General features: G+C 60.1%; 11 protein-coding genes. 5 read left to right on the plus strand and 6 right to left on the minus strand.

Translation table 11 applies throughout. From position 1 onward, the window contains the following. Positions 1-5 precede the first annotated feature (5 nt). From ACOERD_RS08755 to ACOERD_RS08770, 4 genes are read left to right on the plus strand one after another with little or no spacing between them, the layout of a single operon-like run. On the plus strand, positions 6-1,685 hold the full coding sequence (locus ACOERD_RS08755; RefSeq protein WP_419738749.1) for an ABC transporter ATP-binding protein: 1,680 nt from the start codon (positions 6-8) through the stop codon (positions 1,683-1,685). Between the two features lie 4 nt (positions 1,686-1,689). Continuing rightward, positions 1,690-4,125 (plus strand): nitrite reductase large subunit NirB, encoded by a 2,436-nt coding sequence (gene nirB / locus ACOERD_RS08760; protein WP_419738750.1) that lies wholly within the window; start codon positions 1,690-1,692, stop codon positions 4,123-4,125. Beyond that, the gene (nirD, locus tag ACOERD_RS08765; protein ID WP_170549239.1) at positions 4,122-4,454 is read left to right on the plus strand and encodes a nitrite reductase small subunit NirD; all 333 of its coding nucleotides are present in this window, start codon (positions 4,122-4,124) and stop codon (positions 4,452-4,454) included. The genes nirB and nirD overlap by 4 nt, the downstream gene beginning before the upstream one ends. Further along, entirely contained in the window at positions 4,454-7,027 is a 2,574-nt protein-coding gene (locus ACOERD_RS08770) for a molybdopterin oxidoreductase family protein (protein WP_419738751.1), read from the plus strand. Before nirD ends, ACOERD_RS08770 begins: the two co-directional genes overlap by 1 nt. A gap of 6 nt (positions 7,028-7,033) precedes the next feature. Here the strand turns inward: ACOERD_RS08770 and ACOERD_RS08775 are convergent, their stop codons facing one another. Beyond that, complete coding sequence (locus tag ACOERD_RS08775) at positions 7,034-8,776, minus strand: IS1634 family transposase (RefSeq protein WP_419737624.1); 1,743 nt, start codon at positions 8,774-8,776, stop codon at positions 7,034-7,036. Between ACOERD_RS08775 and ACOERD_RS08780 the strand changes: the two genes are divergently transcribed. After that, positions 8,769-9,116, plus strand: a complete 348-nt coding sequence (locus ACOERD_RS08780; protein WP_419738752.1) for a (2Fe-2S)-binding protein — start codon at positions 8,769-8,771, stop codon at positions 9,114-9,116. The two genes, ACOERD_RS08775 and ACOERD_RS08780, sit on opposite strands and share 8 nt — an antisense overlap. Positions 9,117-9,254: 138 nt before the next feature. Here the strand turns inward: ACOERD_RS08780 and glnT are convergent, their stop codons facing one another. From glnT to ACOERD_RS08805, 5 genes are all read right to left on the minus strand, one after another. After that, positions 9,255-10,583 (minus strand): type III glutamate--ammonia ligase, encoded by a 1,329-nt coding sequence (gene glnT / locus ACOERD_RS08785; protein WP_419738753.1) that lies wholly within the window; start codon positions 10,581-10,583, stop codon positions 9,255-9,257. An 81-nt stretch (positions 10,584-10,664) separates the two neighbouring features. After that, positions 10,665-11,993 carry an FMN-binding glutamate synthase family protein gene (locus ACOERD_RS08790; protein WP_170639835.1) on the minus strand — a complete coding sequence of 443 codons (1,329 nt, stop codon included), beginning with the start codon at positions 11,991-11,993 and terminating at the stop codon, positions 10,665-10,667. Positions 11,994-12,013: 20 nt separating this feature from the next. Next, positions 12,014-12,697, minus strand: coding sequence for a protein GlxC (locus ACOERD_RS08795; protein WP_419738754.1), 684 nt, complete (start codon positions 12,695-12,697; stop codon positions 12,014-12,016). Between the two features lies 1 nt (position 12,698). Further along, a complete protein-coding gene (locus ACOERD_RS08800) occupies positions 12,699-13,622 on the minus strand; it encodes a class II glutamine amidotransferase (RefSeq protein ID WP_419738755.1) in 924 nt (307 codons plus the stop codon). Between the two features lie 206 nt (positions 13,623-13,828). Next, a complete protein-coding gene (locus tag ACOERD_RS08805; RefSeq protein WP_419738756.1) occupies positions 13,829-14,485 on the minus strand; it encodes a helix-turn-helix domain-containing protein in 657 nt (218 codons plus the stop codon). Positions 14,486-14,617: the final 132 nt, after the last annotated feature.

A 14,617-nucleotide genomic window follows, 5' to 3' on the forward strand; every position in this document is an offset into this window, starting at 1 on the left:
TCGAGATGAGCATTCTGAGCTTCAAGAACGCCTCGAAATCCTTCGGTGAAGGCACCGCACGCACCGATGTGTTGAAAGGTATCGACCTTGACGTGCAAGAGGGTGAGTTTCTGGTGATCCTCGGCTTCTCGGGCACCGGCAAGACGACCCTGATCAATCTGATGGCCGGGCTGGACTCTCCAACCGGCGGAGAGGTTACGTTCAAAGGTACTCCGATCAAGGGTCCGGGCCCTGAGCGTGGCGTGATCTTCCAGAACTACTCGCTGATGCCCTGGCTGACGGTCAGCGGCAATGTGGGTCTGGCAGTGGATACGGTCTTTCCCGGCCTCAGCAAGGCCGAAAAAGCCGAGAAGGTCGCGCATTATGTTAAGATGGTGGGCCTTAGCCACGCCGCGACGCGTCGCCCGGCGGAACTGTCGGGCGGGATGCGCCAGCGAGTCAACGTGGCGCGCGCTTTGTCGATGAACCCCGAAGTTCTACTGCTGGATGAGCCTTTGTCGGCGCTTGACGCGCTCACCCGCGCCAATCTGGCGGATGAGATCGAACACATCTGGGAGGCCGACAAGAAGACCTGTGTGCTGATCACCAACGACGTGGATGAGGCGATCATTCTAGCCGACCGTATCATTGCCCTGAACCCAGATGGCACGCTGGGGCAGGAATTCCGCGTATCGATCCCACGCCCACGCGAACGCGGGGCGATGAACAACGATGAGACCTTCAAACGCCTCCGCGCCGACGTCACCAAGTACCTGATGGATGTGGGGATAGAGGCCAAGGTCGAAGGCTCTCGTATCCTACCGGATGTCACGCCGATCCATGGCGTACCGACGGCGGTGGCCGAGGCGCAAAAGGGGATGATCGAGAACCGCTTCCTCGACTTCTCGCAATTGCACAAGGTGTATCCGACGCCCAAAGGCCCTCTAACCGTCGTTGAGGATTTCGACCTGAAGATCGACAAGGGTGAGTTCATCTCGCTGATCGGCCATTCCGGCTGCGGCAAGTCCACGGTTTTGACTATGGCTGCGGGTCTGAACGACATCTCGAAAGGCGCGATCAAACTGGATGGCCGCCACGTCGAAGGGGCCGACCCGGAACGCGCGGTGGTGTTCCAATCGCCCAACCTGTTCCCTTGGCTCAGCGCTAAGGAAAATGTCGCGATCGGCGTCGACAAGGTCTATCCCAAGGCCAGCATCTCCGAGCGGCAGGATGTGGTGGAGTACTATCTGGAACGCGTCGGACTGGCTGACGCGATGGACAAATCTGCCTCGGATCTCTCGAACGGTATGAAGCAACGCGTCGGCATCGCCCGAGCCTTTGCTCTGTCCCCCAAGCTGCTGCTGCTGGATGAACCGTTTGGGATGCTCGACAGCCTCACACGCTGGGAATTGCAGGAAGTGCTGATGGAGGTCTGGTCCCGCACCAAGGTCACCGCAATCTGCGTCACCCATGACGTGGATGAGGCGATCCTTCTGGCCGACCGAGTGGTGATGATGACCAACGGCCCGCAAGCGACGATCGGCAAGATCACCAAGGTCGATCTGCCGCGCCCGCGCACGCGCAAGGCCCTGTTGGAGCACCCGGATTACTACGCCTACCGGCAAGAGGTCCTCGATTTCCTCGAAGAATATGAACACGGCGCCAAGCCAAAAACACCCGCCCCCAAGGCGATTGCAGCGGAGTGAAATCATGAAGCAAAGACTTGTTGTTATTGGCACAGGGATGGCCTCGGGCCGGGTGCTGGAACATCTTACCGACGCCGCGCCGGATGCGTTCGACATCACCCTGTTCAATGCCGAACCGCGCGGGAACTACAACCGCATCATGCTCAGCCCGGTCCTGTCGGGCGAGAAAACCTATGAAGAGATCGTCACCCATGACGACACCTGGTATACCGAGCGCGGCATCTCCTGCCGCTTTGGCGAGCAGGTTGCCAAGATCGACCGTGAGATGAAGGTGGTCGAGGGGGTCAACGGACATGTGCCCTACGACAAGCTGGTGATTGCGACAGGGTCAAATCCGTTCATCATCCCGCTACTCGGTCATGATCTGGACGGCGTGATCGCCTATCGCGACCTCGAAGACACCCAGCGGATGATGGGCATGGGCTTGGGCAACAAGGTTGTCATCATCGGCGGAGGTCTGCTGGGGCTTGAGGCCGCCGCGGGTATGGCCGCGCATGGGGTCGACGTGACCGTCGTTCACATCATGGGCCATCTGATGGAACGCCAGTTGGACGAAGCCGCAGGCTATCTGCTGAAGAAATCGCTGGAAGACAAAGGCATCAAGATTTGCCTGCAGGCGAACTCGAAAGAAATCCTCGGGCAAGATGGCAAAGTCCGCGCGCTGCTTCTGGACGACGGGACCGAATTACCATGTGACCTGCTGGTCATGGCCGTGGGGATCCGCCCCAATACCGCGCTGGCGCAAGAGGCTGGTCTGGCCACCGGGCGCGGTATCCATGTGGACGACCAGATGCTGACCTCGGACCCGGATGTCTGCGCGGTGGGCGAATGCGTCGAACATGACGGGGCGGTCTTTGGCCTTGTCGCGCCGCTCTATGATCAGGCGAAAGTCGCCGCGCAGGCGCTATTGGGCGAAGAAGCTGCGTTTGTTCAGAAAACCCTCTCGACCAAGTTGAAAGTCACCGGCTGCGATCTGTTCAGCGCGGGCGACTTCGCAGACGCGCCAGGGCGTGAGGATATCGTGTTCCGCGACCCCTCGCGCGGTGTCTACAAGCGGCTGGTCATCGAAGAGGACCGCCTGGTCGGCGCGGTCATGTATGGCGACACCGCCGATGGCAGCTGGTTCTTCGGGCTGATCAAGGACGGCACCAGTATCGAAGACATGCGCGAGACGCTGATCTTTGGGCCCGCCTATCAGGGGGGCGATACCGCGGACCCTCTTTCAGCCGTTGCAGCATTGCCGCCTGAGGCGGAGATTTGCGGCTGCAACGGCGTATGCAAAGGTAACATTGTCGAGGCGATCAACGTGGGTGCCAGCGATCTGGGGGCCGTGCGTGCAAGCACCAAGGCCAGCGCCTCGTGTGGGACATGCACGGGGCTGGTCGAACAGGTGTTGCAAGTCACTCTCGGCGATGAGTTCCAAATGCCAACGGCGCAACCGATCTGCGGCTGCACCGATCTGACCCATGAAGATGTACGTCGTCTGATCAAGGGGCAGGAGTTGAAAAGCCAGGCCGCCGTTTGGCAAGAGCTAAGCTGGACAACGCCGAATGGCTGCCATGTCTGCCGCCCTGCAATCAACTACTACCTGTTGGCCGACTGGCCGATGGAATACCAAGACGACCCACAAAGCCGGTTCGTGAACGAACGCAAGCATGCCAATATCCAAAGGGATGGCACTTTCAGCGTTGTGCCGCGTATGTGGGGAGGCATCACCACCCCCGAAGAATTGCGTGCCATCGCGGATGCAGCGGACAAATACGACGTACCCACGGTGAAAGTCACCCGCGGCCAACGCATCGACTTGTTGGGCGTGAAAGGTGAAGATCTACCCGCCATCTGGTCGGATCTGAACCAGGCTGGTCTGGTCTCTGGCCACGCTTATTCCAAGGGGTTGCGGACGGTCAAAACCTGCGTCGGAACCGACCATTGCCGGTTCGGTACGCAAGACAGCACGGGTCTCGGCATCAAGCTTGAGAAAATCCTTTGGGGGTCGTGGACACCGCACAAGTTGAAACTGGCGGTGTCGGGGTGCCCGCGCAACTGCGCCGAGGCGACCTGCAAGGATATCGGTGTGGTCTGCGTCGACTCAGGCTACCAGATCAGCATCGGCGGAGCCGCCGGTATGGACGTCAAAGAGACTGAATTGCTCTGTCAGGTCCCAACCGAAGACGAAGCGATCGAGGTCGTGATGGCCGTCACACAGGCCTATCGCGAAGGCGGTAAGTATCTGGACCGCTTGTATAAATGGCTAGGAAAGGTGGGTATGGACTGGGTCAAGGCTCAGGTCGTGGAGGACCGGGAGAACCGCGCCGCTCTGGTCGAACGGTTCGAGCTTTCCCAAAGCATCTACCGCAAGGACCCGTGGGCGGAACACGTCAAGGAAAAGGCGCAGACCTATGCGCCGATCGCAGATTTCACACTGGAGGCCGCGGAATGAGCTGGATCGACATCGGACATATCGAAGACGTCCCCCTGCGCGGCGCGCGTTTGGTGAAAACGCATATCGGCTGTATCGCGGTCTTCCGCACCGCCGAGGCCGAGGTATTCGCCGCCACCAACACCTGCCCCCACAAAGGCGGGCCGCTGTCCGAGGGCATCGTGCATGGGCAATCGGTCACCTGCCCCCTGCACAACTGGGTTTTCGACCTGAACAACGGCCAGGCACAGGGCGCTGACGAGGGGCAGATCGCCACCTATCCGGTGCGTCTCGAAGGCGGGCGTATCTTGTTGGATGCCAGCACAGTCTCTCACCGGAGCGCCGCCTGATGGACGGCACTGGCCTGCCCGAGGTCCGCTCGACCTGCGCTTATTGCGGGGTCGGCTGTGGCGTCCTGCTGCGCCCCGACGGGGCCGGAGGGCTGGCCGTACGCGGTGACCCGGACCACCCGGCCAATCATGGTCGGCTCTGCTCCAAGGGCTTGGCTTTGGGCGAGACCGTCGGCTTGGATCACCGCCTGCGAAACCCGCGCGTGTTTGGTGAGGATGTCAGCTGGGATGACGCCCTTGAACTGGTTGCGGATCGGTTCTCATCGGCGATCAAGGCGCACGGGCCGGACAGTGTTGCCTTCTACGTCTCGGGGCAATTGCTGACCGAGGACTACTATGTCGCCAACAAGCTGATGAAGGGGTTCATCGGGTCGGCGAATATCGACACCAATTCGCGGCTCTGCATGGCATCCACCGTGGCCGGGCACAAACGCGCTTTTGGCACAGATACCGTGCCCGGAACCTATGAGGATCTGGATCAAGCCGATCTGGTTGTTCTGGTCGGGTCAAACCTCGCGTGGTGTCACCCAGTTCTTTATCAGCGGCTCATGGCGGCACGTCAGGCACGGGGGACTCGGATCGTTGTGATCGACCCGCGCAGAACGGCGAGTTGCGATCAGGCGGATCTGCACCTGCCTCTGGCACCGGGCAGCGATGTGGCCCTATTCAACCATCTACTTGGTAGAATTTATGAAACCGGACAGGTTGACGCGGATTTTCTGAGCCACACGACAGGGTTCACGGACACACTGGCCACCGCGCAAAATGACAACCCGGCGGCGACTGGTTTGGACCGGAAAGACCTCGACACCTTCTGTGACATGTGGATCGGGACGGAACGCGTGGTTACGATCTTCAGCCAGGGTGTTAATCAATCCTCCAGCGGGACGGACAAGGTCAACGCGATCCTGAATTGCCATCTGGCCGCGGGCCGGATCGGGCGACCGGGTATGGGGCCGTTTTCCGTCACCGGCCAGCCGAACGCCATGGGCGGGAGAGAGGTCGGTGGGCTAGCCAATATGCTCGCCTGTCATCTGGACATCGAAAACGAAAGCCACCGCGCGGCGGTTCAGAAGTTCTGGGCTGCACCAAACATGCCGAAAAAACCGGGGTTGAAGGCCGTCGACCTGTTTCGAGAGATCGAAAACGGGCAGATCAAGGCCCTCTGGGTGATCCATACCAACCCCGCCGTCACCATGCCCGAGGCCGACCAGGTGCAGGCCGCCATCAAAGCCTGTCCCTTCACGGTTGTCAGCGATCTGACCGAACATACAGACACAGCCCGCGTCGCAGATGTGGTGTTGCCCGCAGCTGGATGGGCCGAGAAAAGCGGCACCGTTACCAACTCGGACCGCACGATCAGCCGCCAGCGTGCCGTCCTGACTCCTCCGGGCAATGCGCGGGCCGATTGGGATATGCTCGCCGAAGTGGGCCGCCGTATGGGGTGGCAAGAGGCATTCGATTATACCTCGCCAGCGCAGATTTTCCGCGAATACGCTGCCCTGTCATTGGTGGCCAAACCCTTTGGGCGCGATTTCGACATCTCCGGATATTCTGACCTGTCGGACGAGGACTATGCTGAACTTCAGCCAACCCGCTGGCCAGTGACGCCAGACGGCACCGGAGGGAGTTTTTTTGGCGACGGACAGTTCTTCCACCCTGACGGCAAAGCCCGCCTGGTCCCGGTCAGCCACAGACCGCCCGAAGCGAAGACCTCGGACCGCTATCCCTTCCTTCTGAACACCGGGCGCACGCGGGACCAATGGCACACCATGACCCGCACTGGTCTGTCACCACGCCTGTCGTCGCACCTGTCTGAGCCTTTCATCGAGGTTCACCCGGATGATGCGGCTCGTCTCGGGCTAGACCCCGACATCTTGGTCGAGGTCAAAAGCGCGGTCGGGGCATGTATCTTCCGGTTAAAGACAACCGATGCCGTCGCACCCGGACAGGTCTTCGCGCCGATCCACTGGACAAGCGAAACAGCCCCCTCGGCCCGTGTCGATGTATTGATACCTGGCGTTACTGACCCGGTATCAGGCCAACCCGAAAGCAAAGCCGCCGCAGTGTCCCTGCACCCCATGAAGGCGGGTTGGTATGGTTTTGCAGTCTCCGCGACACCTCCGTCACCGTCGGCAGAGTATCGGGCAACGGCGAAAACCGAAAAGGGCTACAGAACAGAGCTGGCAGGCTATGAGATGCCCACCGACTGGGAGAAAGCGGCCCGAGACTGGTTCCAACTGCCTGACGCCCTGTCCACATCGGTCGAAGACCCCAAGCGCGGGTCGTCCAGGATCGCCCTGTCAGACGGTCCGCGCGTTCTTGCCGTTCTCTTTGTCTCTCGGGAACCTGTGAGCTTGATGAGGGAGTATCTTGCAACCCTGCCCGATGCCGAGCCTCATCAGCTCCTGTCCGGACGATCCCCAAACGGCGTCGAGGATGGCGGGCCGATTGTCTGCTCCTGTTTCCTGACTTCCGACATTTTTTCGTATAAGTCATTGATATTATTATGCCTTGGTTGCCAAAAGGCACTACACGGACTTTTTTCGCCAGCGATTGTTTCGGAGTGTTGAGGGAGCTCAGGCTTTGGTCTGGCCAGTTTTTCGGGTGCGCCCGGGGGGTATCTTGAAAGGGGCTTCGTTCCAGGTCAGGCCGACGCAGGTGAGGATGCGTCTGGCATCGACCGTGGCATGGCTTGGCATGCCGTAGCGGTCAGGGGTGCCTTTGTGGCGCAGGATCGAGAGCTGCAATGCGTTCAACTCGTTGCGGATACGAGCCGGGCTCATCGGGTGTCCGAGCAGGTCCAGATGCTTGCGCAGGTGCTGCAGGCAGCAGAAGGCCATGTAGCAGATGGCGATATGGGCCCGGACCCGACGCGGCGACCAGTGATAGATGGGCCGGATTTTCAGATCGTGCTTGTTGGTGCGGAAGCAGGCTTCGATCTCCCACAACTGGTGATAGCGGGCAATGACGTCCTGTGCCTCCAGTTCGTCCGCACCATGAACAACAATGGCATGCAGCCCGTCCCATTGTGCCGCTGCCTTGATCTTTGCATCATCCAGCGTGACGTCCCCGCTGTCGGGGAAGGCCAGGAAGCGGCCATATCCCCGGCTGCTGAAGCTGCCGGGTTTGCGAGAGCGCTTGAGCTTCTTGTGCAGCTTTTCGATTGCCTTGTCGCGCTTGTGGGCATCATTGCGTGCCCGGGTGGGTGACCAGGTCACAATGACCCGCGCTCCCTCCTGGTCGATCACCTTGTACCAGCCCTTCTCGGTTGCCTCTTCAGAACCGTGTCCAGCCCAAGGCTGGCGTCCCTCCGGGCTCAAAATGTTCGCCTTCACGGCGGCCGGGGCGGACTTCATGCGATAGCCGAGGATGTAGGGCAGACCCTTGTTCTGCAACATCTGCTGGTTGTCCTTGCTGAGCATGGCGGCATCGGCCACGAACGTGACCCTGGCCACGTCGAAGCGTCCCTCCAACGCCTTCAGCGCAGCTTCCAGCGTATGACCTTCCCAGGTGTTTCCCGGGAAGAGTTCATAGCCCACAGGCAGCCCATCGGAGGTGACGATCAGCGCCAGCATGACCTGAGCGCGGTGATGCTTGCCATCCTTGCTGAAGCCCTTGGCCAGAAGATGATCCTGCTCGACCCCGTCCGCATCCTCGGCCGGGTCCTCGCGCTCGGTGTCAAAGGCCAGGGTCGTGCAATCGTAGAACAGCACGGTCACTGGCCCGCCCAGCAACTTCTCTGCCGCCGCGTGAGAGGTTTTGCAAATCCCGTCTATCACCGGCGTATTGATGTAATCCATGCTCCGATAGACCACGTCCAGATTGAGCGTGATGCCTGCCTGGTTCTCCAACGCCTCCACGGTCGCGCGCTTGCTCTCGGGCTGTGCGATCCGCGCCATAACCAGCTCTTTCACAATGCGATTGGCACTTTTACGCGCCGCCCCCAGAAGGGCCCCCCAACCCAGTTGGTCATACATCGTCCCCATGACATCCCGCAGACCCAGAGAGACCCGCGCCTCCTCACGGCACTCGGCAAGATCAACGCCAAGCTTGTCCGGCCGCGGAGCGCGGCGCACCAGCGCCTGCAGATCGGCATATTCCGTGGGCGTGAACAGTTCCATTTGCGGCGAGCGATCAATGCGTAATTGCTCCATCAAGCGGCCCGCCAGACGCTTGATATCCTCAATCTCGCTGTCGTTATGGGCCACACCCACATGGCGCAGGATCTTCTGGCGTACCTTGGAGCCGGTGCGGACGGATTCAACGATCTGGATCCGTGTGCGGTTGAGCTTTGCGTCATGTTTGGTGCGGATGAACATGGGCGAAGAGGTTAGCCATCTGAAGGCCCATGTCAATACTTTTTATAATAATGGGGCACTACAACGCGCCTCTGAGCAACCACACCTGAAAACAAACCAAAAACCCAGTCAGATCAACAAAAAGGTCGGAAGTCAGGAGGATGGCGGGCCGATTGTCTGCTCCTGTTTCGGGGTCGGACTCAATACGATCGTCCGGGCCATCGGCACCCAGAACATCGGTGATGTCGATGAAATCGGCAGGCTTTTGCAGGCGGGTACCAACTGTGGATCATGCCGCCCGGAACTGTCAGGATTGCTTGCCAAGCATTCGGTTCCGGTTTTGCAGGACGTCGAACCTTAGGCGCAGGACCTATTCTGGGTCCTGCAAGGCCGCCATTTTCTCCACACCGATAAGCATATCTGGCACGTGGTCCTGCGCGCTAAAGGCGTGGCCAAAAAGACCGAGGCCGCTGCTTTTGCTGCGGCCTCTTTTTTGCTCTCAGATGTCCAGCGTATGTTGTTTTTCCCAATTCGAGAAGTGTGACACAAACGAGTTCCACTCCTGATGCTTCATCTTCAGGAAAGCGCTGGAGAACTCCTGCCCCATCATCTCTTTCAGTCCAGCATCCTTGTCGAATTCGCGCAAGCCATCGAGCATGTTCAGCGGCAGTTTGGGCGCGTCGGTGACCGTGTGGCCTTCGGCATACATGTCGATGTCATAGCGCGGTCCCGGATCAGCCTTGCTGCGGATGCCCGACAGACCGGCGGCGATGATCACCGCCTGCAGCAGATACGGGTTCGCCGCCCCATCGGGCAGGCGCAGTTCGAACCGGCCCGGGCCGGGGACGCGCACCATATGAGTGCGGTTGTTGCCTGTCCATGTCACTGTGTTGGGCGCCCACGTGGCCCCTGACATGGTACGCGGCGCGTTGATACGCTTGTAGCTGTTCACCGTCGGGTTGGTGATCGCCGCCAACGCGCTGGCGTGTTTCATGATGCCGCCGAGAAAGTATTTGCCCTGCTCGCCTAGCCCAACCTCTCCGGTAGGGCCGTCGCCGTCGCCCGCAAACACGTTGGTCTTCGCATCCGCGCCCGGCGCGTCCCAAACCGAGATATGGGCATGGCAGCCATTGCCCGTCAGCCCTTCGACCGGCTTGGGCATAAAAGTGGCGCGCAGCCCATGCTTCTCGGCCACGGATTTGGTCATGAACTTGAAGAAGGAATGCTTGTCGGCGGTTCTCAGAACATCATCGAATTCCCAGTTCATTTCGAACTGGCCATTGGCGTCCTCGTGGTCGTTCTGATACGGGCCCCAGCCCAGTTCCAGCATGTAGTCGCAGATCTCGCGCACCACGTCATAGCGGCGCATCACGGCCTGCTGATCATAACAGGGCTTTTCGGCGGTATCGAACGGATCGCTGATCTGCTCGCCATCGGGGGTCAGCAGGAAGAACTCGGCTTCTATGCCGGTTTTTACATGCAGGCCCATCTTGGCGGCTTCGTCGATCAGGCGGCGTAGCACGTTGCGTGGGGCCTGGGCCACGTCCTGCCCCTCCATCACACAATTGCCGGCAACCCAAGCGACTTCGGGCTTCCATGGCAGTTGGATCACCGAGGACGGGTCTGGCACCGCCAGCATGTCAGGATGCGCGGGGGTCATATCCAGCCACGTGGCGAAACCGGCAAAACCGGCGCCCTCTTCCTGCATATCGGCAATGGCTTGTGCGGGAACCAGTTTGGCCCGCTGTCCACCGAACAGGTCGGTGAACGAAATCATGAAATATTTGACGCCTTTTTCTTTGGCGAAAGCTGCCAGATCTGTCGTCATGGTCGGCCTTCCTTTCCCTGTTTATCAATCCCAATAGAAGAAAGGCGCAGCCCCGTAGGACCGCGCCTTTCGAGTGTCAGATCAGAACCCGGCCTTGCCCGGATACCAGTCGGTGCCTGCCAGGGGCACTTTTGCCATCGCAGCCGCCTCCATAGTCAGGGCACACAAGTCCTCGGGTTCCAGATTGTGCAAGTGATTGTGGCCGCAGGCCCGCGCGATGGTCTGCGCCTCAAGCGTCATGACCTTCAGGTAGTTGCGCAGCCGTCGCCCGGCATCGACCGGGTCAAGACGCGCGGCAAGCTCGGGGTCCTGAGTGGTGATGCCCGCGGGGTCCTTCCCTTCATGCCAGTCGTCATAGGCCCCGGTTGTGGTGCCCAGCTTCTGATACTCAGCTTCCCATTTCGGGTCGTTGTCGCCAAGGGCAACCAGGGCCGCCGTGCCAATCGCCACCGCATCCGCGCCAAGCGCCATCGCCTTGGCCACGTCTGCCCCTGTGCGGATGCCGCCCGAGATCACAAGCTGCACCTCGCGATGCACCCCCAGATCCTGCAGCGCCTGCACGGCGGGTCGGATACAGGCCAGCGTCGGAATACCCACATGTTCGATGAACACATCCTGCGTGGCCGCCGTGCCGCCCTGCATCCCGTCCATGACAACCACATCGGCCCCGGCCTTCACCGCCAAAGCCGTGTCGTAATAGGGCCGAGTCGCGCCGACCTTGACGTAGATTGGCACCTGCCAGTTGGTGATCTCACGCAGTTCGAGGATCTTGATCTCAAGATCATCCGGCCCGGTCCAGTCCGGATGTCGGCAGGCCGAGCGCTGGTCGATCCCCTTGGGCAAGGTCCGCATTTCTGCAACGCGGTCGCTGATCTTCTGGCCCAGCAGCATGCCGCCGCCGCCGGGTTTGGCGCCCTGCCCGACCACGATCTCGATCGCGTCGGCCTTGCGCAGGTCGTTGGGGTTCATGCCATAGCGCGAGGGCAGGTACTGATAGACCAGCTTGCTGGAATGGCCGCGTTCCTCGGGCGTCATACCGCCATCGCCGGTTGTGGTCGAAGTCCCAGCCGCCGAAGCGCCGCGTCCAAGGGCCTCTTTCGCGGGGCCGGACAACGCGCCGAAGCTCATGCCAGCGATGGTAATCGGAATATCCAGCTGGATCGGGTTCTTGGCAAAGCGCGTGCCCAACGTCACCGAGGTATCACAGCGTTCGCGGTAGCCCTCCAGCGGATAGCGGCTCACGCTGGCCCCCAGAAACAACAGGTCATCGAAATGCGGCACCTTGCGTTTGGCGCCTCCACCCCGGATGTCATAGATACCGGTGGCCGCCGCGCGGCGGATCTCGGCGTTGATCGGGTTGGAAAAGGTCGCCGACTGGATCGGCACGGTGCGGGGGGTCTGATCGTCCATATCTTTCATACCCTTCATCCTTAGTAAGCGGCCGAGTTGTCGACGTCGAAATTGTACAGTTGCCGGGCCGAGCCATAGCGTTTGAACTCTTCCGGTTTGGCGTCGCTGCCTGCACGGTCCAGCAGGTCCTTCAGGATCTCAAGATGCTCGGGGCGCATCTCTTTCTCGATACAATCCGCGCCGAGGCTCTTGACTGAGCCGCGCACAAACAGCCGCGCCTCGTAGAGGGAATCCCCCAACGCGTCGCCCGCGTCGCCGCAGACCACCAGATTACCCGCCTGCGCCATGAAGGCCGACATATGGCCGATATTGCCATGCACCACGATGTCGATCCCCTTCATCGAGATCCCGCAGCGCGAGCTGGCATTGCCCTTGATCACCAGCAGCCCGCCATGGCCTGTGGCCCCGGCATATTGGCTGGCATCGCCATCGACGATCACCTGACCCGACATCATGTTCTCGGCCACGCCTGACCCAACCGAGCCCTCGACCCGCACAGTGGCCTGCTGGTTCATGCCCGCGCAATAGTAGCCGGTCGAGCCTTTTACCGTCACCTCGATCGGAGCGTCCAAGCCGACCGCGATGGCGTGGCTGCCTTTGGGGTTCACCACTTGCCAGCTGGTCTGGTTGGTCTCTTTGCTCTGGTCCTGCAGAGCGGCGTTCAGCCCGCGCAGGCCGTCGGCCTCAAGATCATAGGTCTGCATCTTACGCGGCCTTCTTGTTGGGAGAGTCTGTGTGGGACCAGAAGTAGACCGTCGCCGGCTCCGGCTCCCAGACGCGGGCGTCTTCGATGCCGGGCAGGTTCACCAAGGCTCGGTATTCACTTCCGAAGGCCACATATTGATCGGTTTCCGCCATGACCGCCGGTTTGCAGGCAATCGGGTCACGGACCACACCGAACCCGTCCTTGGTGCCGACTACAAAGGTGAAGAACCCATCCAGATCCTCAAGGCTGCTTTCCAGCGCCTCACCCAGGGACGCGCCGTTCATCATCTTCCACGTCAGGTAAGCCGCGCCCACCTCAGTGTCGTTCTCGGTCTGGATATGCACCCCTTCTCGGCGCAGCTTGCGCCGCAGCGAGTTGTGGTTGGACAGCGATCCGTTATGCACCAGACACTGATCATCCCCGGTGTTAAACGGGTGCGCACCCATCGTGGTCACCGCTGATTCAGTGGCCATTCGCGTGTGGCCGATCCCATGCGTTCCGGTCATGCCGCTCAGCTCAAAACGAGCGGCAACATCTTTGGGCAGACCGACCTCCTTGTAAATCTCAAGGCTTTCTCCGCGGCTCATGATCCGGACCGAGGGGCGGATTTCGGCCAGCGCAGCACGCGCGGCCTCGAACTGATCGCCTGGGATATCCAGTACTGCATGGGTGTCGTTGATCGTCTGGGTCACGGACGTGTTCAGCCGTTGACCCAGCTCATCCGCCAGACTGGCAAAGTCCTGTTCGGGGTTTGCAGACTGGACGGTGACTTTCGTAGTGCCCTGAGTTGGATCGCCATAAATCGCGATACCAGCGCTGTCAGGGCCACGATCGGTCATGGTGATCAGCATATCCGTCAGCATCTCACCCAGCTTGGGCGACAGTGACTGGTCCTTAAGGAATAGTCCGACAATTCCGCACATGGCAGACAGCTCTCCTTGCGTGTTTCGTTGCGCATGTACGCTAGCAACAAAACATCCGACCCTCAATAATTTTAGGAAATATTTTTTCCTTAAAGGCAAATTTTTCTTAATATCTGAGCGCACAGAAATACGCCGTCCCGAGAAAGCTCGGACAACACGCCTTTAGGCTAGGCTAGTTGATCGATATCATTCTTCTAAAAGGCGGATCAGCTTGTCTGAGGGTAGGAAATGACCGACAGATACCGCGCCGGCAAGCTGACCAGTCGCTCAGGTCCATGCGGCGCATCCGCGTCGAAGAACAGAGTATCGCCGGGTTTCAATGGGTAAACCTCATCGCCATGGCGATAGTCCACCTCACCCTCCAGCATATAGATCGTTTCAATCCCGCCATGCTGGAAGGTTGGGAAAACATCCGATTCCGCGGTAAGAGTGATCAGATAAGGTTCGACAATCACGCCCGAACCATTGGCGCCTAAATGGCCGAGAAGGTTGTATTGGTGATGCGCCCGTGTGCCTTCGCGCTCTAGCTCGACGCCTTCACCGGCCTTGGTGTGGACAGCGTCGCGACGCTCTTCAAAACGGCGAAAAAAGCTGGTCAGCGGAACCGACAGCGCATCGGCCAGCAGTTGCAGCGTGGTCAGCGAAGGCGAAGTGTTGCCGTTTTCGATCTTGGACAACATCCCGATCGACAGGCCGGTAACCTGCGCCAGCTCGGCGACCGTTGTGTTCTGTTGCTTGCGAAAGGCCCGAACCTCGCGACCGATGGCCACTTCCAGAACCTTTTCCCTGTCACCAGACCGGATCGAATGAGGATCCTGCGTGAGTTTCATCATAGAGGCTCTGTCGTTTGGGTTGGCCGTCATATCCACTGCCCTTGCTACAAGTGTTTGAGCCTGTTCGGCGAGGCAATGAGCCTGCAAGTTGGATAGCGAAGCCTTTGGCGAAAGTCTATTGCCCGCCAAAGGGCAGGAAGAGTTGAGGGCATTGCCAACCTC

This window comes from Ruegeria sp., assembly GCF_965199275.1.
GTDB lineage: Bacteria > Pseudomonadota > Alphaproteobacteria > Rhodobacterales > Rhodobacteraceae > Ruegeria.